19 protein-coding genes are annotated in these 23,175 nt (G+C 62.7%); 2 read left to right on the plus strand and 17 right to left on the minus strand.

Annotated features, from left to right (window positions below; genetic code table 11):
- Positions 1-65: 65 nt before the first annotated feature.
- From E2I15_RS12135 to E2I15_RS12185, 11 genes are all read right to left on the minus strand, one after another.
- On the minus strand, positions 66-1,061 hold the full coding sequence (locus E2I15_RS12135; protein ID WP_137479322.1) for an ArdC family protein: 996 nt from the start codon (positions 1,059-1,061) through the stop codon (positions 66-68).
- A gap of 391 nt (positions 1,062-1,452) precedes the next feature.
- Complete coding sequence (locus tag E2I15_RS12140) at positions 1,453-1,986, minus strand: cysteine hydrolase family protein (RefSeq protein WP_137479123.1); 534 nt, start codon at positions 1,984-1,986, stop codon at positions 1,453-1,455.
- Between the two features lie 32 nt (positions 1,987-2,018).
- Positions 2,019-2,657 carry an acyl-homoserine-lactone synthase gene (locus tag E2I15_RS12145; protein ID WP_246668083.1) on the minus strand — a complete coding sequence of 213 codons (639 nt, stop codon included), beginning with the start codon at positions 2,655-2,657 and terminating at the stop codon, positions 2,019-2,021.
- Between the two features lie 196 nt (positions 2,658-2,853).
- The gene (locus tag E2I15_RS12150; protein WP_137479124.1) at positions 2,854-3,585 is read right to left on the minus strand and encodes an autoinducer binding domain-containing protein; all 732 of its coding nucleotides are present in this window, start codon (positions 3,583-3,585) and stop codon (positions 2,854-2,856) included.
- A 731-nt stretch (positions 3,586-4,316) separates the two neighbouring features.
- A complete protein-coding gene (locus tag E2I15_RS12155; protein ID WP_137479126.1) occupies positions 4,317-5,543 on the minus strand; it encodes an ABC transporter substrate-binding protein in 1,227 nt (408 codons plus the stop codon).
- A gap of 65 nt (positions 5,544-5,608) precedes the next feature.
- On the minus strand, positions 5,609-6,403 hold the full coding sequence (locus E2I15_RS12160) for an enoyl-CoA hydratase/isomerase family protein (protein ID WP_137479127.1): 795 nt from the start codon (positions 6,401-6,403) through the stop codon (positions 5,609-5,611).
- A gap of 95 nt (positions 6,404-6,498) precedes the next feature.
- Positions 6,499-6,954, minus strand: a complete 456-nt coding sequence (locus E2I15_RS12165) for a flavin reductase family protein (RefSeq protein ID WP_246668084.1) — start codon at positions 6,952-6,954, stop codon at positions 6,499-6,501.
- Positions 6,955-6,992: 38 nt separating this feature from the next.
- A complete protein-coding gene (locus E2I15_RS12170; protein WP_137479129.1) occupies positions 6,993-7,769 on the minus strand; it encodes a creatininase family protein in 777 nt (258 codons plus the stop codon).
- Positions 7,770-7,782: 13 nt separating this feature from the next.
- Positions 7,783-9,690 (minus strand): AMP-dependent synthetase/ligase, encoded by a 1,908-nt coding sequence (locus E2I15_RS12175; RefSeq protein WP_137479130.1) that lies wholly within the window; start codon positions 9,688-9,690, stop codon positions 7,783-7,785.
- Between the two features lie 22 nt (positions 9,691-9,712).
- Positions 9,713-10,567: an enoyl-CoA hydratase/isomerase family protein gene (locus E2I15_RS12180; RefSeq protein WP_137479131.1), complete on the minus strand. Its 855-nt coding sequence runs from the start codon at positions 10,565-10,567 to the stop codon at positions 9,713-9,715.
- Positions 10,568-11,764, minus strand: a complete 1,197-nt coding sequence (locus E2I15_RS12185; protein ID WP_137479132.1) for an LLM class flavin-dependent oxidoreductase — start codon at positions 11,762-11,764, stop codon at positions 10,568-10,570. It lies immediately after the preceding gene.
- A gap of 342 nt (positions 11,765-12,106) precedes the next feature.
- On the opposite strand from E2I15_RS12185, the gene E2I15_RS12190 reads away from it, so the two are divergent.
- Positions 12,107-12,706 carry a TetR/AcrR family transcriptional regulator gene (locus tag E2I15_RS12190; RefSeq protein ID WP_137479133.1) on the plus strand — a complete coding sequence of 200 codons (600 nt, stop codon included), beginning with the start codon at positions 12,107-12,109 and terminating at the stop codon, positions 12,704-12,706.
- 1,195 nt (positions 12,707-13,901) lie between these two features.
- Here E2I15_RS12190 and E2I15_RS12195 read toward each other — a convergent pair.
- Both E2I15_RS12195 and E2I15_RS12200 read right to left on the minus strand, forming a co-directional pair.
- The gene (locus tag E2I15_RS12195) at positions 13,902-15,113 is read right to left on the minus strand and encodes a CaiB/BaiF CoA transferase family protein (protein ID WP_137479135.1); all 1,212 of its coding nucleotides are present in this window, start codon (positions 15,111-15,113) and stop codon (positions 13,902-13,904) included.
- Between the two features lie 2 nt (positions 15,114-15,115).
- Positions 15,116-15,883 (minus strand): enoyl-CoA hydratase/isomerase family protein, encoded by a 768-nt coding sequence (locus tag E2I15_RS12200; RefSeq protein WP_137479136.1) that lies wholly within the window; start codon positions 15,881-15,883, stop codon positions 15,116-15,118.
- A gap of 248 nt (positions 15,884-16,131) precedes the next feature.
- Between E2I15_RS12200 and E2I15_RS12205 the strand changes: the two genes are divergently transcribed.
- Positions 16,132-17,208 carry an AraC family transcriptional regulator gene (locus tag E2I15_RS12205; protein ID WP_137479137.1) on the plus strand — a complete coding sequence of 359 codons (1,077 nt, stop codon included), beginning with the start codon at positions 16,132-16,134 and terminating at the stop codon, positions 17,206-17,208.
- A 130-nt stretch (positions 17,209-17,338) separates the two neighbouring features.
- On the opposite strand, the gene fahA is transcribed toward E2I15_RS12205, so the two are convergent.
- From fahA to E2I15_RS12225, 4 genes are all read right to left on the minus strand, one after another.
- A complete protein-coding gene (fahA, locus tag E2I15_RS12210) occupies positions 17,339-18,694 on the minus strand; it encodes a fumarylacetoacetase (RefSeq protein WP_137479138.1) in 1,356 nt (451 codons plus the stop codon).
- Between the two features lie 23 nt (positions 18,695-18,717).
- Entirely contained in the window at positions 18,718-20,412 is a 1,695-nt protein-coding gene (gene actP / locus E2I15_RS12215; RefSeq protein ID WP_137479139.1) for a cation/acetate symporter ActP, read from the minus strand.
- Positions 20,409-20,726, minus strand: a complete 318-nt coding sequence (locus tag E2I15_RS12220; RefSeq protein WP_170991536.1) for a DUF485 domain-containing protein — start codon at positions 20,724-20,726, stop codon at positions 20,409-20,411. Before E2I15_RS12220 ends, actP begins: the two co-directional genes overlap by 4 nt.
- 1,801 nt (positions 20,727-22,527) lie before the next feature.
- Entirely contained in the window at positions 22,528-23,175 is a 648-nt protein-coding gene (locus E2I15_RS12225; protein WP_137479141.1) for a glutathione S-transferase family protein, read from the minus strand.

Genomic DNA, 23,175 nt, shown 5'->3' on the forward strand with positions numbered 1-23,175 from the left:
CCGCAGCCAACCATTCTCCGCAACCTGCAGCGCCCTGGCGCATCATAAAGCCAGGAACGGAAGCATCATGCCTCCTGCTCGTCGGCGAGGTCGCAACCGGCGCCGGCGACAGACCGAGCGCGAAAGGCCAGCAGCAGGTCTGCGGCCTTGGATGCCTTGCTTGCCGCGTGGAAGATTGCACGGTTGTCGCCGCGCAGGACGTCGATCCAGTTGCCGATGTAGTCGGCGTGTCGAACGGTGGGGCAGATCGAAAGCGTCGCGCAGACAAAGGCCGCCGTCATCTCGGCGACCAGTTCCTCCCTGGCATAGGGCTTCGACCCGAAGCCGCCGGTCTGATCGCGCTTCAACCGGCTGCGATCGCCAGTCCAGTGCCCCAGTTCGTGAAACAGGGTGCGGTAGTAGTTGATCGGGTCGAAGAATGCCGCCTGCGGCGGCAATTGGATGTAGTCCCGCTCGCACTCGTAATAGGCCTCGACTCCGCCGTGGCGGATATCGGCGAGCGTTGCGCGGGCTAGTGCCTCGGCTTCGGGCACGATCTCGCGTTCCGGCAATGGCGCGTGCGCGCCATGGCCATGCTCCGGCAGGCCGTCGCATTGGCCGACGTTGAACACCGTATAGCGGCGCAGAAACGGGACGGACGCCTCTTCTCTCACCGGCTCATCCTGACCGGCGCCCCTTGCGCACGCCCGCTCACGCTTCGGAACAAAGCGGTCGGCGTAACAGACGGTGGCGCCAGGTTCGCCCTTGCGCACCGTGCCGCCGAGGCTGGAGGCCTGCCGGAAGGTGAGCCACCGCTGGGAAATGAAGCCTCTTTCGAACAGCCGCTCCCACAGGATCAGAACGTTGATCCCCGAATAGGCCTTCCCCGTCGCCGCGTTCCTCGGCAATGCAAACTGACTGCCGCCGCCCGTCCCCCAAGGCCGGGCCCATGGGAAAATGCCGGCCTCAAGGTCGGCGATGATGTGGGCCGTGATTTCCTCGTAGGCCGCTCGCTCTTCTTCCGCCCCCTGCCCCCGAAAGGCGGGGTGGGCGGCGAAGACCGACCGGAAAGCCCCGAACATAGAGGCGGGCCGCACCGGTACGGCCGGAGCGCAAGCGGAGGACCGCGCCACGAAAACAATCGTCGTTGAGAGATCTGAGGAGAGTGCGGTTGCGGACTGCCGGTTCGGGGCTATGCGCCAGCGCCGCCCACGCCGCCTTCCGGGGGCAATCAACATGCGCCGGCCGCTTGCGGCCGGCTCCATCAAGTGCCGGCTCCTGCGACCTCCTGCGACTCGGTCGACCCGTTGGTGTATCGGTCGTGTCTGATTGTTGGCCATGGGCCCGCCGGCGCCAGAGTCGATAAGAGCACGGTGTGTGCGCCAGGGATCGAAGCCGGAGGGCGAGACCGCGAAGCGGGTTCGTTTCACGAGAGCCGGGCCCGCAAGCGAGACGCTTGCGGGCTGCGCCCTGTTACGAAAGCAGATCTTGGACGCGCTCGCTTTTGGCTTGGTCACCCAGGGACACAGCCCATTCGAACAGGGTCTGCCGGATCGTGGTCGCGAGGATGCCGTAATGGCCGAGACGAGTGAGCACAAGAGCACGATCGGCTTCGTACCGTCCGACCGAAAGATCCGCGAGTAGGCGGATGTCGTAGCCGTGCCTCGCTCCCTCCAATGCCGCGATCAGCACCTCTTCCTCCAGGAACGCGCCGCCGAGGAAGATGACACCAGGGTCCGATGTTGCAAGCCGTGCCGCGATGCGCGGATGCTGCCACAAGGACAAGGCATCGGTATCCAAATGCTCGATGCAGGCCGAAATCCGATCCGAAAGAGCACTTCGATCGTACTCACCAACAGCAATCAGGGGGATCCCAAACACCTCCTGACAGGCCGCCAGCAGAGCCACATTCCTACCGTCGCGGAGGACAGGCGCCGAAACGCCCACCCCGCTCTTTCGCGACAAGTTCAAGAGAATGACGCAGCTATGGCGCGGATCGGCGAGCATGATACGAGACTTCCCGGCGAGGCCCGGAGACCTCAGGCGGCCCTGCGCTCCAAGTCCATTGCGACCAGAACCGGCCCATCGACCTCGGCTTGACGATACATGGCCTCAAGCGCCTGATCCGAATCGTGAAGAAATCCCGCCAGCGCCATGGTCTGTCCAAGCGGCTGTGGCTCGCATAAACGCTCCAAGGGCCAACCGGCACGCCTTAGAATGCGCTCCATTCGCGCATCGGTGACGGTCACGATGGACCGCGCTCCCCTGGCCCGGATCGCCTCGAGCATCGCGGCAAACAGGACCAAGGTTGCCCGATTGAACCCCTTTCGACCAAGTTCGACGGTGCGCTCGGTGTCCACGCAAAATCGCGAACTTTCGAGGATGCGCTCGTCCCTCGGCGCAGCGCGGTTGCCGAGCAGACCGGCGAACGTCTCAGCAAGCATCGTTGGGCCGACGGTTGGCAAGAGCCTGACGCAGCCCAGTACTTCCCTCTCGTCTGACACGGCGAGCAGATATGTCGGGCTGAGAGCATCATAAATATCGATCTCCAGGTCACCCGAGACCGACACGCTCCAGTCGAGCCGATCCCTGAAGACACGACGGCGGAGGCGATACATCGAAGCTAGGAAATCCAGATGACAACCAAATTGGGACGTTTGAAGTGCAATGGCATGCATGCCGACCTCCTCGAGTTAGGGGAGGTCTTGAGATCAGAAAATGATCCCGTGATCGCCTGTCAGATTCTTCAGGTGGCATCCGCCCTGCTCGATCACGTTAGACCATTTTGGAAGCATAATGCGACGATCAACTGGCCAGGCCCGCGCCAGCGCATTCCTCGTCTTGGTCGGCCATGGTGCAGGCAAACGAAATCGATCAGCTCAAGAGGCCCCGGCGCAAGGCCACCGCGACACATTGGGCAATCGACGTTGCGCCGAGCTTCCGGCGCGCGTTTTCAAGATGAAAAACGACAGTACGCGGGGCGATCGCCACGAGCACCGCAACGTCGGCGGCGGTCTTTCCCTGCGCCGTCCAGGCAAGGCACTGACGCTCGCGCTGGGTCAGCTCACTTCCGGCAGACTGCTGTGCGACAAACGCCGCATCAAGCCTGGCCCCGACGTGGACATGGAAATAGAGGCCCACCTGATGGACGATATCTCTCCACTCGCCAATGAGACGGTCGGGATCAATCTCGCGCTCGCTGGTCGCCAGCGTGAAGGCGGCCACGCGACCGAAGCCGCCCCGAATCGGTACAGTAATTCCAGATCGGATGCCAAATGTGCTCGCTTCATCGAAAAAATGGCGCTGCTCCCGATTCCCTGCGGGCGCGCGAGCCACCCCTCCCCAACTGAAGAGGTCACGTTCAACCCTCGCACGAAGAACGACGGGGTCGAGACGCTGATATCCGAGATCAAAGTAGCGACCAGTCCAGGATTTCGGGTAGGACGAGATCAGCATGGGATTGTCGCCGGCCAAGCGCAGATAGGCAAATCGCTGAAACCCGAGCCTTTGCGCTAGCCTCGCAGCAACGCGTTCAAATGCGGTCGCATCGCCCGCCGTCTGGATTGCGTCAATAAATTCCTGGAAAGTGTTCTCGATTGAATTCATTCGGTTGGACCGTCTGCCAGGACATTGCGCTGCGCAATCTCTGGTCAGCGCGCAGCGGCGTGCACTTCGAGACACAATCAAATGGTCGGCAACCTCGCCCACCCATAGAGGCCGCCCTTATCCTCGGAACCCGTCTTGCTGATTGCCACCTTGTTTCCCCGCTTGTGCCAAGATCCGAAGTGCCATGTAAAGTAACAGCTTGATCCAAAGTCACGAGCGCCTCTCCATCGAAGCGGGCAACCCATCGCTTGCGCATGCGCCTGCATCGGAGGCGTCGAGATCTGAACCGAACAAGAAACAGCCTCGCGCCCGGAACCTCACAGAAAATGGGCAAATTGCCGTCGGTCGCTTCCCTGAGTGGCCTTTATCTTTGGTCGCATGTCATCCGCCAATTGAAATACCTGCCCCGTTTTCTGAAGTGCATGACAATGCCCAGAAAAAATACCCGTCGCGAAACGGCACGGGCAGACGACCAGCGGACGCCACAATCGAAACTGTCGGTGAGAGTTCAAGCGAGACATTCGCTCCCTTGATCCGGGAAGAATTTCGAACACTTACCGAAATCCTCAAGAAGATCATACGCTGCTGAGCCCGTTCCGGTTCGGGGTCGAGGTTTCGCGCCTGATCGGGCACGCGATGCTGTCGATCGGCAAGACCCTTCGTGAGATCCCGACGCCTCAGAAAACAACCGACGGCCCACGGGCCGCCGACTTGACCTCGGAGCTCGGCGACTAGCCCGCAGGCCCTGTGGCCTCCAGGATTGCGCCGAACAGCTCCCAGCGTTCGCCGTTGAAGCGCATCATCTGCAACCGTTTGTGAAGGCGGTAGTCGGTTGGCGAGGTGTTGATTGTGATCCCGGGCAGCGAGAGATCGCCCGTGACATTCTCAAGCGAGGCTGCCCGCTTCATGACGTTCTCGCGCGTCAGGTCGTCGCCGCACTGCTGCAGCACGTAGATCAGAAGCTGTGCTGCACCGTAAGCATAGGTGTTGAAGTTCGAGCTCCTATCCCCGTCCGGATAGTACTTCTCCATGAAGGCGAGATAGCGCTTTACGCCCGGATCGTCCTTCCATTGCGGATCGAGCGGCTCCTTGCCGTAGTTGGTGCTGATGAGACCCTTTGCGTTTTCAAGCCCGGCCGGTTTCAGGACGCCGCCGACCGAGCTAGCCTTCATATCGACGATCTGCACCGGATGCCAGCCGATCTCGGCGGTTTTCTTGATCGCCTGCGCCGCCTGCTTCGGGGTGGCGGCAATGAAGAACAGGTCGGCGCCGGCATCCTTGATCCTGAGGACTTGCGAATCGACGGCCGGCTCGGTCACTTCATAGGCAGCTTCCGCGACCACCATCTTGGCTGCCTTGTCTCCGAGCCCCGCCTTGATGCCGTTCAGATAGTCTTTGCCGAAGTCGTCGTTCTGATAGAGCACGCCGATCTTGACGTCCGGATGTTCCTTCAGGATGTACTGGCCGTAAATACGCCCCTCGACAAAGTTGTTTGGGTCATAGCCCATGGTCCACGGATAGTTCTTCGGATCGGAGAACCTCAGGGCGCTGGCGGCCGCGAACAGCTGCGGCACCTTCCTGGAATTGAGATATTTCTGCACGGCTGCGTTCGAAGGCGTACCGACAATCTGGAAGGTCAGAAGTACCTCGTCGCTCTCGACGAGCTTGCGCACCTGCTCCACCGCCTTCGGCGGCGAATAGGCGTCGTCATACTGGATCAGGTTGATCTTGCGGCCGTTGATGCCGCCTTGATCGTTGATCATCTTGAAATAGGCGGCCTCGGTCTTGCCAATCGAGGCATAGGCCGATGCCGGTCCAGAGAACGGCATGGTCTGACCAACCTTGATCTCCGTATCGCTGACGCCGGGGGCATATTTTTTCTGGGCTTTCGCCGGTGAGGCCGACAGCGCAATCGTCATCACCATTGCGATGGCCAGATGCAAAGCCCCATTCTTCATTCCCGTTTCGTTTCCGACGCAATTCTTCACGTAATGTCTCCCTGGTGCATCAACGGATTCGACGTTCATCCTCGCTCTGCGAAGCGTTTCCGCTTCTCTGCAAATGCGGCAACAGCCTCGCGTCGCTCTGGCGACGTGAAAGTCAGCGCTTCCAGTGCGATCGAAGTATCGAGCAGCAGGTGCGCGTACTGCTTGATGATCTTGTTGACACTGTATTTCGTCCAGACGATCGACTTCTGGGGGCCGCCGGCGAGCATCTCGGCGTACTCGATCGCTGCGTCCTTGACGTCCCGGCCGGAAATGACTTCGTTGATCATCCCCATCGACGCCGCCTTCTCTGCGGAAATGAACTCGCCCGTCATGAGGTAGTGCTTCGCTCGCACCGGTCCCATCAGCAGTGGCCAGATCACGGCACCGCCATCTCCGGCCACCACGCCCGCCGTCACATGGGTGTCGGCAAATCGCGCGGTCGGGCTTGCGAAGATGACGTCGCAGAACAATGCAAGTGTTGCGCCTAGACCGACAGCAACGCCATTGACGGCGCCGATAATCGGCACCTCGACCTCAAGCATATTGCGGATCAGGTGGCGTCCGCCCCTCGTTGGCGACGGCCCCTTGCTCTTGCCGAGCCCCGTGTCGAGCGACTTCTGATCGCCACCCGAACAGAAGCCGCGGCCCGCACCGGTGAGAACGATCGCACGGACGGACTCGTCCTTGTCGAGATCCACAAAGACCTGCTCCAGTTCCTCATGCATCTCCCAGTTGATCGCGTTCAGAATTTCCGGCTGGTTCATCGTCACAACGGCGACGCCGCTGTCGCGCTTCTCGACGATCAAATACTTGTAGCTGTGCTGTGTCATTGATTTCTTCCTCTGTTTCCTTGTCGGGTTACTTCTGCGGCCGCATAAATCGAATTTGCGCAAGAACGTCTTCCATCGACCGCACGATTCGTAAGCTACGCAAGCCTTCCGAACTCGCTACGGTGGAAGATGAGGGGCTGCCCGCAGCTACGGACGACGACGGCATGGAGTTGGAGCAGCACGATGACGTGATCTCCCGCCTCCAACTCCTCGCGGAGAGTGCAGTCATACTGGGCGATCCCCTCGGCGAGCATCACCGCACCGCTGTCCGTGATCTCGAAAGCAACGCCGGTGAACCGCTCCTGGGCCGGGCCCGCGAGTTGACGGCATAGTGCGCCATGGTCCTCGGCAAGCACGGAGACTCCGAGGTGGCGGGCTCGGCGCAGTTCGGGCCACGTGGTCGACCCTTTCGCGACAGAGAATGACACCAGCGGCGGTTCGAGAGAGACCGAGGTAAACGAGGAGGCGGCAAGACCCACCAGGCTGCCGTCGACCTGTGCCGCCACGGCCACCACGCCCGTCGGGAATGCGCCGAAGGCGTCGCGCAGCATTCTTCTATCCATCTGCTCGCTTATGCATGGCATGCGACTCATGCTCCGTGTGCGATGACGTATTCGGGGATGAGATCAGTCACGGCGTCTAACGCGGCGTGGCCGATAGACGTCGAACTCCCTGTGGGGTCGCCGAGGACACCGTTGGGCGAAACTGATTCGATACCTTCGACGAACGTCCGATGCAGGAACTCCTCATCGACCGTGCCCCGGTAGCCCGCCGCCGCGTGGTCGGCCCGAACCCTCTCGGGGTGCAGGACGAGCATCACCGAGGTCTCTGCCACGTCTGCGTGGCCACCAACGCAGCTTCCCAGACCGGCGACCGACTGCGCGGACTTCCGCCACGCGTCGAGGATCGCGGCGCTGTCTCCATAGATGATGACTTGAAGCGTCGGGGCGAGCGCCGCAGCCAGCCGCGGCTCGAAGTCGCGCATGATCGGGTAGTTGCCGATGTGGCCGGAGAAGAGAACGGCACGGGCGAACCCGTGCGCAGCCAGGCTGCTGCAATAGTCCAGGCAGATCGCCTCCAAGGTGGAGGGATGCACCGAGAGGGTGCCGGCGAAGCCGAGATGGTGGGGCGAGCATCCCACCCTGACCGTGGGAAGGACCAATGCGGTGCCAAACCTCTCGGCGATACGGAGCGCAAGGGCGTCGGCGTGATCGCTGTCCACTGACAGCGGGAGATGAGGTCCGTGCTGCTCTATCGCGCCCAGCGGAAGGATCGCCGTACAGGCGCCAGCCGCGATCGCCCGAGCGATCTCGTCGCTGGTCAAGTGGTCGATGCGCAACTCCCGCGGTCGCTCGGGATGCTTCATCTCACCTTCCTCCTCACCCCTGGAGCCGCGCCTGGCCAGCGAACTCGTTGTGCTCCGCGGCGCTGTACATCTCGTCGACGAGTGCGCTGAACGAGGTGAGCACCGCAGCTCGACGGATCGTGCCCTTGGAAGTGAGCTCACCCGCGTCGGGCGAGAGCGCCCGTGGCGCAATACGGAAGTCCTTGAGCTGAAGGGGGCGCGCCAACTCTGCATTGAGCTGCTCGATCCACTCTCGCAGACCCTCACGCAGCGCATCCCTGTCGAGCCTGCCGCCCTTCTCGGTCGGCCAAATGAGGACAGTGAGATAATTGCGGCCATCGCCGACGACCACGGCCTCCTCGACGAGGGGACCTGCCTTGAGGCGCCCCTCGATGGGCTGCGGGCTAACGGTCTTGCCGCCACTGGTGACGATGATGTCCTTGGCGCGACCGATCAGCTTGACCTCTCCGGAGGCATCGATCTCGACGAGGTCGCCGGTGCGGTACCACTCCCCGTCCATCACTTCCGCTGTCGCCTCCGGGTTATTCCAGTAACCGCGGAACAACAGAGGCCCCTTCACCAGCAGTTCGCCCTCGCTGCTGGTCCTGATCGCAAATCGCGGGTCGGGCATCGCCTTGCCGACGGATCCTGGAGGTGGAAAGGCGCGGTCCCACTGCGCAAGGACCCAGCCGCAGGTCTCGGTGGTGCCGTACAGCTCACGCAAATCCACGCCCCACATCTGCCACAGGGCGTGCACCTCGGGAGTCATTGCTCCCGACGCGGTCCAGGCGACATTGACGCGATCTACGCCCAACTTCGCGCGCAGAGGCACGAACACCTGCTCATGGGCCTGATCATAGCGTGCTTGCAGATCGGCAGGAACCGCGTCGCCGCGGCGGCGCGCGGCAGCGACCTCTCTGGCCACCGCCATCGCGTCCTCGTATGACTTCTGGAACGATGCCGGCGACGCCTTGATGGCGGACAGTGCCGCGCTGAGCAGCTTCTCATGCAGCCGAGGGGGCCAAACGATTCCGGTAGGACGTACGCTGCGGAGGACCTCGGAGCTCTGGTCCAGGCGGCAGAAGGTCACCACCGACCGGGTCATGATCGGCGCGAAGACGCCGGACAAGGCCGGAGAGACGTGTGACAGGCCGAGGAAGCTGACCGAGTCTCGGCGGGTCTTGGTCAGCTCGGGGTTGAGGACGGCGGAGCCGAGTATCGAGTACTGCAGGGTACGATGAGTGTGGATGACCCCCTTGGGGTCTCCGGTGGAGCCGGAGGTGTAGAACAAGGCCGCTGTTTGATCGATGTGCCCACCGTCGAGGAGGAAGTCGAGCAGCGCCGGGTTGGTTTCGTCGAGGGCTCGGCCGGCTTCGCGCAGGCCGGTCCAAGTCTTGCAGACGACGGTCTCGGGCAACCCTGACGGAGCGCCGTCGAAGCTGATTACGGCCCGCAGCGCCGGAAGCTCCGGGGCGACCGCGGCGACCTTTGCGACGTCGGCCTCGTCCCCGACGACCATGGCGACAGCTTCGCTGTGCCTGACGAGCTGCCTCACCTCGGCGGCGGCGCTCGTGGGGTAGACGCCCACCGGGATCGCCCCGGCCGAGAGGATGGCGAGCGCCGTGACGACCCACTCGCCCCGGCCCGTCGCCATGATGGCGACCCTGTCCCCGCGCGCGATGCCGAGAGCCGCCAGGCCAAGCGCAACCTCGCATACAGCCGAGGCGTACTGGGCCCACGTGGTCGGGATCGCGCGCATCCCGTCCCATTGGCAGAACGCAACCTCCTCGGGCTCGACCTCCGCTCGATCCTGCACCATCTGGGCGAAGGTTCGCTCGACGGCCTCGAAGTTGGCGATGCCACTATCGATGACGCCGCTCAACACTGGCACCTGCCGTTTGCGAGCAGTGGCCGGGGAAACTGAATTTGTGATCATCGTCATCGCTCCGATTCGTGAAGTGGGTCTACCGGGCCTGCGTATGGAGTGGCGTGGTGTTGAGTGCTGGCGGCGCTCCGTCGGAAGGCCGCGACGACGCCCGGCCCTGCCTCCATCGTTCACGCAGGTCCCGGGCCACGGGGTCGTCGAACCAGGCGGCAGCCTTGGCGAGCGTCGTTTCGGCCCGCCGTTGATCCTCGATGTCGTTGCAGTCGTTGACGGCATGCTTGAGCGCCGCATAGAGGACAGGCGCTCGCCGCCTAGCCTCGTGGGCCCGGTCGAACGCCTCCGCCATCAATCGGTGCGGCTCGACGATGGCGTCGACAAGACCCAACCGCGCCGCCTGATCAGCCCCGATGAGTTCACCGCTTAGCAGCAGGTCACGCGCGGCCCGTGTCCCGATCAGTCGGATGAGGCGCTGGATGCCCTTGTCCGCAGGCAGAAGGCCGTGCCTGATCTCCGGAAATCCGAACCGGGCGTGAGGTACCGCGAGCACCGCGTCCGCAAAGAGCGCACACTCCACGCCGCCGCCGACGCAGTCACCGTTGACGGCGGCGATCACCGGAGCCGGGTATCGCTCCATTGCGACGAGCAGGTTGTGGAATCCGCGCATCCGATCTGCGATCAGGTCGGCGGCGGGTGCATCCGCCTCCTTGATGTCGCCGCCGACGCAGAAGAACCGCTCGCCGGCGCCAGTGATCACCAGCGGTGGCGGCTCGCGCTCGCCAGGATCTCGGAACAGCGCCATCATGGCGAGCAGCAGCGGACGGTTCAAGGCATTGGCGGGCGGCCTGTCAAGCGTCGCGACCACGACGCGGTCGTGGTTGGCCGTCCGCAGCCCGGTTGCCGCCTTGCTCTCATGTGGTGTGGATGGAGCCATCATCTAATGCGTCTCGACGCCATTCTTAGCGGCGGTCTCGTCGGTCCTGCCGGCGGCACGCTGGTAGGCCTCGACCTCGGCGTAGTGGGCGGGGCGAGCAGTTCGAATGTCGGCAAGGATCTCCTCTGACCTGCGCACCACCGACCTAGGGTTCTTGAAAGCAGGGATGACGTAATTGCCGAACAGCTCGATGGACTTCATCAACTCCCGATGCGGGAGGCCGTCGACGCGCATCGCGATCGCGTCGATGCCTATGTCGACGAACCGCTGGACCTGGGCCACGCAAATCTTCGGATCTCCGACGATGAAGCTGGCCGACTCATCGAACAAGTAGCGTTGGTTTCTAAAGTCGACATTCTTGATCTTGCCGAGGCTGGCGTAGTCGCGGGACAGCTTCGAGAGCCGCTCGTAGGCATCTATGGACAAGGCGACGCTCTCGGCCAGGGTGGCCGCCCACCGCTCTGCCTCCTCGCTCGTCTCAGCGCAGTGCATTCCGCCGGACACGACCGCCACCTTCTGCGCCTGCACGGGGTACACGTGCTCGGCGCTCGCCAGCTCCTTGTCGTAGAGGTCGGCCATCCTCTGCACAGAGCCGAACCCGCTATATCCGCCACCGATCATGGCGCCGATACCCATCCGGGCTGCAGCGGTGACCGACTCCGGGCTTCCGGTCGCCATCAGGATCGGCGGATAGGGCTGCTGGACGTGCTTGGGAACCAGGCTGCGCGGCGGGATCTTGTAGTGCTCTCCGACAAAGGAGAACGTGTCGTTCGCGAGGGCTCGGCGAATGACCTCGATGCCCTCGATCTGCTGGCCCCGAGTCTCGTCGGGGGAGACCTCAAAGGCGCGTAGTGCGAGGGTGGTGTTCCCGCGTCCGACGCCGAGCGCGACGCGGCCGTTGGACAGGATATCCTCGGTCGCCAGGCGCTCTGCAACGCGCAGCGCGTGATTGATCTTCTTGGGCAGCGGCGTGATCAGGTGGATGAATTGGATCCTGCTGGTCAGCGCCATCAAGTACGGAAAGATCACTTCGGGGGCTGAGGTCGAGGCCGTGCCAATCGCGACGTGTTGCTCCGAGCACCCGAACGCGTCGAATCCCACCTTTTCCGCCAGCAAAACCTCGTCAATGAGCTCGCGGTATCGCTGCGCGTGGGTATGCCTCGGCGGGGTCTCTCCCTCGCTAAAGAAGATAAACCGCATGCGTCGCACCTCCTTCGGACCTAGCTTCGAACCTAGATGTTAATTTCAACTAACATTGGACTCGATGAATCGCCTTGTCAACTGCCCCTCGAACAAATGCACCTCAGAACGCATCGCTTATATAATACCTACATAATCAGAGTTTCGTGAGATCTAATGCGTGCTATGAGACGCCAGGACGCTCATCTCAAGACCTGCTGGAGACTCATTTTAGTTATTCTATATTTACATTCGGGCAAAACGAGATGTTTACGTGATCCGTTCATTCAGCTTAGGACAGACGACGCGGACGCGAGGGATCACACGCTGCTTCGCGCTCGCTGCGTGGTACGGTTCGTCCCGATGAGCATGAAGTCATTACCGATCAAGCGGGCATACAGCAGCGGGCGCCGTCAGCAGTTGATCGCGGTCGCCGCTGAGCTGTTCCTGCAGCACTCGTACGACGCCGTCACTGTCGAGATGATCGCTGCACGCGCCGGCATCACCGGCCCCGGACTTTATCGCCACTTCCAGAACAAGCAGGCACTCCTGATCGCAGTTCTGGAGGAGCCGACGCAAATCGTGCACGACATCGCAAAACGGATCGCGGAGACGACGACGGAGCCCAAGGCAGCCCTCGTGGCGATGGTCGAGTCTCACATCCGGTTGATTCTCAAAGGACCACCGAGCACGCTCATATTCACGAAGAGCGAGCACGCTCTTCCGGAACACGACCACAGACGAATCCGGCGCGAGATGACGCTGTACGCCGAAGAGTGGGTTGCCGTCTTAATCCCGCTGCGGCCCGACCTGTCCGAGCCCGAAGCACGACTGCTAACGCAGGGCGTGTTCTCCATGCTCAACGCGGCTGCGACGCTCAAGAAGGGGTTGGATGAGGCGTCAATCGTCTCCGTCATGCGGCAGGCTGCACTGCACGCATTGCTCGGCCGCGGCGACCTCTGACCCGCACCCCTGCCCTGCATGTGCAAACCCAATCAAAGACGACCCCGCGGCCGCAGAATCCCGCGTATCAGCCATGGGTGCACATGAGAGATCGAATGTGATTGACGCGCCTCGTGCGAGCCAGGTTTTGATTAATTCCCCTCGCCCATAGCTGCGGGCGCGTGTTGAGCTTGACTTTGCAAGCTTCCGCAAGTCGGGCGCGCGAGGCGTCCTCAAGCCCAGGCGCTGCGACGAAGCTGCGGCTGGTCGCCAAAAGCCGCCAAGTAAAGCACCCCCTAAGGATGAGAAGCGTACCGCCCAGATAGCCAATAAATCTAACGATCTGCCGCACCGAATTCCCTGTCTGGTCCCTGAAGGTTATGCTCTGGCGCTGATGGATTGGTTTCGTCCTTGTGTCTTGCAAACACGATAACACTCCGCTCGAACTGCCAAGTATATGGCTCGATCTTCTGGTCCGTGAGCGAGCCGTTTCTCGATGCGAGCCACGAGTGACAAACTAGCGATCAATCTCGCCGCGTAATCGCTTCGCAATCATCTCAACATGCGGTGGGCTCATCATCGATACGTGATCTCCTTTGACGTAGACAGTGGCAATAGCCGCATCTGCGACTATTTTCTTTTGCCAACCGCTACGCTTCCGTTGACGGAGGACAGAAAGAAGCTGCGCGTGTCGGATCGTCTCTTCAGCCGCATGCGGCTCGACAGCCTTGAGGCCGTTATGGCCGCTCTTTATGGCAGGCTGCGTGCCTCGCGGGAAGAGAGCAGCAGGATCAACGCACTTCCTTTCACAAGCGAATCTAAAGTCGAAGCCAATCCCCGGCCCGCGCAACAACTACGACGCACCCCAACGCCGTGGTTGAGCCGATCCATCCGAAAGCCATGCCGGTGACCCTCACAATCCAAGAAGAAGGGGGCACCTGGATACGCGCACCATGTGGGAGGGGTACCATGCCGGCGTGCCACGTCGACAGCATTGGCGTTGCTTTTCTCTGCGTCGCGGCGGTGTCGTTCGTGCCGCCGATCGCCAGCGTGGATTGGCTCTTGACGTGAGCAGAGCCCGCACCCAGTCAACTCAAGACAAACGGAGAGGCCACGAAGTAAGGCCCGCTATTGGCGGCCTCTCTCGATTTCCGTGGCTTCCTTTCTCTTCGCGGCAGAATAAGTCCTCTTCTAGCTATGCCCGGACAAGTTACGCCTATCGCCGGCTTAGCAGGATGTTCCGCTGCTGTAGATCCTTGATCCTCTCCGACGCATAATCGAGCTGGCCAAGGATGTCCTCGTTGTGCTCACCCTGATGAGCTGGCACACCGGGCGGCGGCAGTTTCGAGCGGCTGAAGATCCAGGGATTGCCCGGCATGCGGACCAGGCCGCCCGCGCGGTCATCGACCTCGACCACGGCGTTCCACTCCTTGGCCCATTCGGTCTCCACGAACTCGTTGACGGTACGCACGCGCCCGACCGCCAGGCCGGCTTCACTGACCTGCGCCTGCAACTGCTCGAGGTTCTCGAACGTCGTGATCCATGCGCGGATTTCGGCGAGCAGCGGCGCGAGGTTCTGCCGGCGCAGGCAGGCGGTGGCGTAGCGCGGATCCGCCAGCAGATCGCTTCTCCGCATCATCGCACAGTAGCGCGTGAACATCGGCGAATAGATCGGGCTGGCGGCGATCGTCAGCCGGGTGCCGTCGGACATCTCGAAGATGTGCGACTCGTTCGCCGACAGAGCGATCGGCTCGCCGTCGGTATCAATTCCCGACATCATCGCGCCGGCGCGCTCGTTGACCGACAGCATCGTCGCGGCCATCGACACGTCGATGTGCTGTCCCTCGCCGGTGCGGTTGCGATGCTGAAGCGCGGCGAGCACGGCGATCACGCCCTGCAGCCCGGTGTAGACATCGGCATGACTGCAGGAATCGCCACGCGGCTCGGACAGCGCCTCGCCGAAGTGATCCTGCACGATCGAGGTCAGCCCGGTCTCGGCCTGTACCGTTGGCGCAAAGGCCGGACGATTGCGCCAGGAGGTCGACTGCCCGTAGCCACTCAGCGAGACGTAGATGATGCCGGGGTTGAAGGCGCGGACGTCATCATAGCTAAAGCCGAATCGCGCCAAGGTGCCGGGACGGAAATTCTCGACGATGACGTCCGCATCCCTACACAGACGAGCGACGATCTCGCGCCCCTCCGCGTAGTTCAGGTCGATGCTGAGATTCCGCTTGCCGGCGTTCTGTTGCACGAAATAGAGACCCATGCCGCCGACATAGGGAAGTCCGGCGCGGCCGATGTCGCCGGATGGCGGTTCGATCTTGGTGACGTCGGCACCGAGATCCCGCAGCGCCTTGGTGCAGTGCGGACCGGCCAGCACGCGGGTGAAGTCGACCACCCGCAGTCCTTGAAGCGGCGCAGCCGACATCGTCAGTCTCCCTCGAAGACGGCCGTTGCCGGACCCGACGCGAAAAAGGCATCGGCGCCGCGCTGGCGATCCTTCGCTTTCCAAATCATGTCGTTGATCTCGACCTGCCGCGCGTCTGCCGCCGCGACGCCGCCGCGTGCCTGCAGGTTGGCCTGCATCTTGACGCCCGCGATGACCTTGGTCGGGCCGGCCGCGAGCTGTCGGGCCATGGTCATCGATGATGCGCCCAATTCCGCTTCCGGCACGACGAGGTTGATGATGCCCCAGCGCTCGAACGCCTCCGGCGTGTGACGGCGGCCGAGCATTGCGATCTCCTTGGCCCGTGCGATGCCGGCCCGCTGCGCGATGCGCTGCGTGCCGCCCAGCAGCGGCAACAGTCCCACCGCCACCTCGACCTGGCCGAGGAACGCGGTGTTCGCGGCGATGATCATGTCGCAGGTCAAGGCGAGTTCGAGCCCGCCGCCGAGGACGCCGCCGTTGACGGCTGCAACGGTCGGGACCGGTACATCCTCGAGACTGCGCCAGACTCTTTCGAGCCCAGCCTGATCGGTGTGAAGTTTGGTGCCGGTTCCCCACGAGGCCATCTCCGCGCCGGCGCAGAAGTGCCGCATCGCGCTGCGCAGCAGGATTGCGCGGCAGCCCGCGCCGACGACCGCGTGATAGGCGCCGACCACCTCGTTGATGAGCTGGTCGTCGAGCAAATTGTGCGGCGGCTTCGCAAGCGTTACCACGCCGACCTTGCCGTCCATCTCATGAAGTACCGTCGCCAATTGGGTTCCCTCCGCTCGATGCAAAAGCCGGCCGGCCCCGCTTTCGGCGCGGCGTCACGGCGGCCAGACGTCTCCTCTTGCGGGCCGTTCCGTACAGCTCCCGCGGTTCCGACCATTTGAATGTCGCCCGTCATAACAAGCGTGACAACGTCAAGCTCTGCCAATTATGATGTCGAAAATTGCCAAACGGCCGGAAGAGCCGTTCGTCGGCCTGTCAATTTGTGCCAGCCGGACGTGGAGGACGTGCCATGAAGCCGATCAAGATCGTGATGCCGATCTCAAGCGATCCCGATGCGCCGACGCAGAGCCTGCTCGGGCTCGGCGCGCTGGCCGCCGAGCTCGCGGCGCAGGGCGTGTCGGTTCGCGAGCTGTTTGCGCGGACCGGTCTCGACGCGTCCCAGCTCGAGGATCCCCACGCCCGGATCTCGCACCGCCAGCGGCTGGCGATCTACCGCAACGCGATGCGGCTGGCGAAGCGATCCGACATCGGGCTGCTCGCCGGAGCCCGGCAACGCATCAGCGATTACGGCATTTACGGCTATGCGCTGGTGTCGAGCCGCACATTCGGCGAAGCGCTGATGTTCTCGCTCGATCACGTCACGATGGCGGGGCCGGCGGTGCGGCAGATCAGCTTCCGGATCGAGCACGGAACCACGGCGATCCTGCGCAGCCATGGGCTCGATCCCCTGGGCGAGCTGCTGCCGTTCGCCGCGGAATTCTGGCGCAGCTCGATGACCGCGGTGTTCAGCCGTATCCTCGAATCGCCGTTTCCGAGCAAACGGATGATCTTTCCGTTCGCGGCCCCCGTGCACTGGCGCAACTATGAGCGGATGTTCAACTGCCCGATCGACTTCGGCGCCGATCGGATGGAATGGCATTTCGATGCCAAGGTGCTCGATCTGCCCTGCCCCAACGCGAACCCGATCACCGCGAAGATCTGCCACCAGCTCTGCGACGTCGTCATGACCGAGCGGCCCGGCGAATCCGAGCTGGTCAGGCGGATCAGGGCCGCCTGCCTCAACAGTCCCAACCGATTTGCCGGCGCGCCGGAGATCGCATCGCAGCTCGGGCTGTCGTTGCGAACCTTCCACCGCAGGCTTGCGGAGGACGGGCAGTCGTTCCAGTCGATCGTCGATCAGATGCGGCGGTCGATTGCGACGGAACTGCTGGAGAATACCCATCTGGCCATCGATCAGGTCGCCGAGCGCGTCGGCTTTGCCGATGCGACCAGCTTTCGTAAGGCGTTCAAGAAATGGACAAGCCGTTCGCCGTCCGACTTCCGTCACCCTACAGAGCCGCGAGCAGCAGCATCGCCAGACGCGTGACCAGGAGCAGCGACAGTCCAACCGCCAAGGTCACGAGCTGTCCCAAGCGGACATCGTCCGGGTCGACCGCTCCCATCTGAAGATGTGCGTGGATGAGCAGCGATTGACACTCCATATTAGCCTCGCGCTGTCAGGCGTGGTTACTTCCGGCCATAACGGCATCGGCTGGGCCGATCCGGCCGACACATGAGCCGAACCCGATGCTCGCAAAACCTTCCCGGCTGCTGCGGCCGCGGAAGGTCACCTCGTCGCCGTCCTCGAGGAAGCCGCGGCGCTCGCCGTTCGCAAGCACGGCCGGCCTCGCTCCTGCGGCGGTGAACTCGAGCATGCTCGAGAGCTGGGCCGCACTCGGTCCCGAGATGGTGCCGGTGCCGATCAGGTCGCCCGGCTGCAGATTGCAACCGTTGATGCTGTGGTGCGCGACCATCTGCGCAGGTGTCCAATACAAATATTTGGTATTGGATGTGAGAATTGCCGCCGCGGGCTGGTTCGCAGCGCGCATCTTGGCCGTCGAGATCAGGACCTCGAGATGAACGTCGAGCCCGCCGAGCGACTGATCGGTCGTGTCGAACAGGTAATCGAGCGGACGCGGATCGCCGTCCGGCCGCGCCAGCGCCGCGATGCGGAACGGCGCCAGCGCATCGGACGTGACGACCCAAGGCGACACCGAGGTGGCAAAGCTCTTGCTGAGGAACGGTCCGAGCGGAAACATCTCCCAGCGCTGGATGTCGCGCGCTGACCAATCGTTCAGCAGCGAATAGCCGACGATCTGCTGCGATGCCTCGGCAATCGGGACGGGCTTGCCGAGCCGGTTGCCAGCAGCGACGTAGAAGCCCATCTCGAGCTCGAAATCCAACCGTTCGCACGGGCCGAAGCCCGGCGCACCGCCCGCTACCGTGGGCGGACGCTGCCCGAGCGGCCGCCGCACGATCCCACGGCCGACCTGCACGGACGATGCACGGCCGTGATAGGCGATGGGCACCCATTTGTAGTTCGCGGGAAGCGGGTTCTCCGGCGTCAGCAGCGCACCCGCCGCCTTTGCGTGATAGATGCCGGCATAGAAGTCCGTGTAGTTCGAGACCCGTGTGGGCAGATACAGCGTCGCGTCGGCGAGCGGCGTCAGCAGCTCGGACGCGCAGCGCCTGGTGTCATTGGCCGCGCTGCCCTGGCCAAGCAGATCGGCGACACGGCGGCGCAGCTCCCGCATCGCCACAGGTCCGAGCGCGAACAACTCATTGAGCGTCCCCTGCCCGAGGGCCTGGCGGATCGGCGCCGCGAGGCGCTCATCCGAACCGAGCCCTCGCTTCAGGTCGAAGACTAAATCCCCAATTGCGGTGCCGGTCCGCGGCTGGGGGTCAGCCGCGGTGCTGAAGACGCCGAGTGGCAAATTCTGGATCGGGAAGTCGGTCGCGTCGCTATTTGCCGCCTCGACAAAGCTGCGCCGTGCCGGGTCGTGGGTCTCGTCGAGTTGAGACGCGTTGGCCATGCTGTCTTCCAGGCTCCCCGATGTCACGAGGCCGCGGCGGCGAGCGCCGGGCGTTCGCTGGCCAGAGCCGTTCCGATCTCGGATTGGATGAACTGCGCCGCGAACGCCTCGCGTTCGCGCGCCGCGCGTTCGCTGCAGTCCGTTACCGAGAACAGCCAGACGAACAGGAAGGCGAGCGGCATCGAGACCAGCGCTGGATTGTCGTACGGGAACAGCGCGGTCGGAAAACCGAGGACGGCGACCCAGACCGTCTTGCTGAGCACGACCAGCAGGACCGATGCGACCAGCCCGGCGAGGCCGCCGGCGACGGCACCGCGTGTGGTGGTGCCACGCCAGAACATCGCCATCGCAAGCACTGGAAAATTGCAGCTCGCGGCCACCGACAACGCAAGTCCTGCCATGAACGCCACGTTCTGGTTCTCGAAGGCATAGGCGAGGAGAACCGCAACGACGCCGATGGCGACGGCCGATATCTTCGAGACCAACAACTCGCGCGCTTCCGGTGCTTTGCCGCCCGCTAGCACCTGGCCATAGATGTCATGGCTGACGGCGGACGCGCCGGCGAGCGTCAGGCCGGCGACGACGGCGAGGATGGTCGCAAATGCCACGGCCGAGATGAACCCGAGCAGCAGCGGGCCGCCCATCGCATGGGCGAGATGGATCGACGCCATGTTCGGCCCGCCAACCAAGTCGGCAATCTTGTTGAACTGCCCGGACGCCGCGACATTGAAGTAGCTCGGTTCGGTCATCAGGATCGCCGCGGCGGCAAAGCCCAGAACCGGAATGATCCAGCAGAAATACGCCACGCAGGCGGTCGCATAGAACACCGATTTGCGGGCGGCCGCGGCATCCTTCACCGTGAAGAACCGCATCAGGATGTGCGGCAGGCCGGCTGTGCCGAATACCAAAGCGAGACCAAGCGAGATGGCGGACACCGGCTCGGCAAACAGGCCGCCCGGGACGAGAATGGCAGCCCCCTTGGGATGGACGTGGCTTGCGGCCGAAAGCAGCCGTCCGAGGCTGAAGTCGAAATGCCACAGCGCCGCCAGCGCGAGTAGCGTTCCGCCGCACAGCAGCAGCACGGCCTTGGTGATCTGCACCCAGGTGGTTGCCTGCATACCGCCGACGATCACATAGAGGATCATCAGCACGCCGACCCCGAGCACGGCGAAGATGTAGTTGATGCCGAACAGGAGCTGGATCACCTTGCCGGCCCCGATCAGCTGCGCGATCAGGTAGAACAGGACGACGACGAGACTTCCGGTCGCTGCGACCAGCCGGACCGGTGTCCGCTTCAGGCGGAACGCGGCAGCATCCGCAAACGTGTAGCTGCCCAGATTGCGCATCCGCTCCGACATCAGGAACAGCACGATCGGCCATCCCGTGAGAAACCCGAGTGCGTAGATGAAGCCGTCGAACCCGTTGGCATAGACCAGCGCGGATATGCCAAGGAAGGCTGCCGCCGACAGAAAATCGCCGGCGGTCGCGAGGCCGTTCTGCACCGGCGTGATCGCGTGTCCGGCGGTGTAGAAGCCGGCCTTCGATCCGGTGCTGCCGGCCGAGCGCCAGGTGATGACGAGCGTGACGGCGACGATCATGAGAAACATTGCGACCGCGATCCAGTCGGGCCCGCGCGCCCTTGCAGGGGATACTTCGTCAGCCGCCGCGGCAAACGGAAACGCCACGCTCAGCGCGATCAGCAGCGATCTGGCGATCATAGTCCGAGCTCCCGCCTGACGGTGCGCGCGAGTTCGTCGAAGTGCGTGTTCGAGCGTTGAACATAGAAGCCCGTGAAAGCGATGACCGCCGCGACCATGAGAAGCGCGAGCGCGAAGCCGAGCGGCATCGCGCTACCGGCGACACTCGCGCCGAGCGCGGCGTTCGCGGCCGAGACTAAGGCGATGAAGCCGAAGAACATGAGCAGCGTCAGGATGGACAGCCCCCACCGCAGCCGCGCGCGTCCCGAGACGAGCTCCCTGAACGCGGCATCGGCAAGGATTTTTCGCGTGCGGTCCGGCGACAGTTGAAGCATCCGATTCCTCCTCCCGAGACATTTGCTGATCGCCGTGCCCATCTGCGCGCGTTACGCCGCTTAGATTCAAGGCTCGGGCTGTCTCCTCTCCAGGCTCGGAGCATTAGAATACGGACCCCATCCGGCAAGGTGATATCCTGCCAAACTCCGGGTGATTTCATGCCATGCCGGGTGTGCCATTGCGCTGTCTGGACCAGCGAGGCGCTTTTCCGCGCCCCACGATTTTGCCTGAGAAGGTGGGATAAGCAGGCGGGTTGACGTCCGCACTGCATCAGTCGCTTTGTCTTTGCATCGGCCAATTACTTCAGGTCTATTCTCCGACAAACCGCTGCACCGCCCCAACTGACGCAAGGGGGGCGACGTTGGCACGCAGGTGGTGCCCAGTGCGCTGGCGCTTCAAAATTCATGTCGCGATTTGCCCCACGGCTCGAAGGAATTGGCCCCGTTGTCATTTCCCGCTGTGATCAGTCAGCACGTCAGAACGAAAATACTGGACTCAAAATCATTGATTGCAGTCCTCCACCAATAGGCCGCGAACGAGAGCGCCGCCACGAGAAAGCGAGCAACCGACATTCCCTCGGATGGCTGTGATCTATTGGAAACTTGTTCCCCATCGAGGAAACAACGGGGCTCGTTGAGTCAACAAGCGACGCCCCGTAGTCGCTTCGAAATCCGCTCCGCGCGATAACTCGCGCGCCGAAAAGACTTCCAGAACAATGAGGGGCCAATCTACCCTCAGCCTGGAGCGACACCTATTACTTGCAGCCGCGGCAAATCGTGAGCTTGCCCTTTAGCTTGTTATCGTCCCCAGAATCGACCGATTGGTCCCCGGAGACATGATCGGCTTCTTGGTCGAGCGCGGGACGCTTTGCCCGGTGCGAGCTAACCGGCCGCGTCGCCCGGCCTGACGTATCGTCGTCGATGCCGACGCTAAAACCATCATAATCGGGGGCAAGTTTGGCCGACGGCGGCGACCTATCGGTCACTTGTGCTTGCAGAGCGCTGTCGGGCTCCAAGGGCGTTTGCTCGACAGTGGCAGATCGTGGGACAGTCGAGCGCGGCAGTAAATCTTGAGCGGCTCGGGGCGCCGAACTCTTGGCAGTCGCTGTCGGGGCCCAGACGCTGTTAATTGCGGCCCTAGATGCCGCTCCCTCGTTCGACGGCGGCGGCGCAATCGAAAGCGGAGGGGAAAGCGAGGTCTGACATCTCGCGCTGTCTTGTGACCACATTCCCGCCGCCAGCAAGCCGAGGGCAACCAGTGTTGCGTTCCTCATTATCCGTCCTGCAAATCATTTGGAATGAAAACATCGATCGCGTGATTTCAACGGCCACGCTACGGCAAAAGGTCCGCATCTGACTTGGCCAACAAAATTGACGAAAGTAGGGAGACGTGGGCGGATACCTGCGTTGCTTCGACTAACAATCGTTACTGGCCCGGATGTCTGCTTTGGGTCGGCTACCAACCGACATGATGGTTTCTAGCACGTTGCACGGTCCAGCTCTGAGTCCCGATTCCAATCGCTAGGCCGCCCCTGCTGCACCCCTGCTGCTTGGGCTTTGGACCGTGCAAGATGCGTCCTGGGACGGGAAGAGTGGGAGTCAAACCCGCGCTTCCGATGATCCGCCGACACCCGGCGCGCGACTTCCAGAGGTTAGAAATTTAGGTCCTGCACATGTGTCACCAGCCTGCTCACGTTGGCTGTCGTGAGATTGCTCTTGATCTACCGGTGCACACGTCGTGAAGTCGGGTCCTCCTAACCGATCGAGCTTAAGCCCGCGCTCGAGTCCATCAAGAAGCCACCTATGATGCCGCACAGTTCGTCTTCTCACTGGCGAGGTAAGCTTGCCTCGCTGTTGTTCGTTCAAGGTATGGGACTGCGCTATCGCAAATCCCTACGCCATAGTCGATCGCCCAGGTAAGGCACGTCGTGAGAAGGATGTCCGCCGTCGTGAATTGGTCGCCCATGAGATAGGTTCGCCCATCGCGCAATGCGACATCGACGTTTCGTAGCTGGCCACGAAAGTACTCACCGGCCTGCCGCACGACCTCTGGCGCATGACCGTAGATGTGCGCCAACCCCTTCACCGTACCATGCCGCCTCATCACATACAGGCTCGTTGAATCGAGCTCGGTGACGATGAAGAAGCACCACTCCAGCCACTTGGCGTAACCATCGGCATCCAGCGGCATCAGCGGATTCTCGCAGGTCCCATAGCGACGCGCGAGGTAGGCAACGATCGCGGCACTTTCGCCGATTGTGAGGTTGTGGTCCTGAAGCAGTGGAATTTTCTGTCGCGGACTAAGTGCGGTAAATTCAGCCGTCTTGGTCTCACCCGTGCGCGGTTGAATGGGGCGCATTTCGTATTTGAGCCCGAGCTCATGCAACGCCCAATGCGGGCGGATCGTGCGAGACGTCCCGACTCCCCAAAGGATGATATTGGGATCCAT

Source organism: Bradyrhizobium sp. BR2003 (assembly GCF_009720285.1).
Taxonomy (GTDB): Bacteria; Pseudomonadota; Alphaproteobacteria; order Rhizobiales; family Xanthobacteraceae; genus Bradyrhizobium; species Bradyrhizobium elkanii.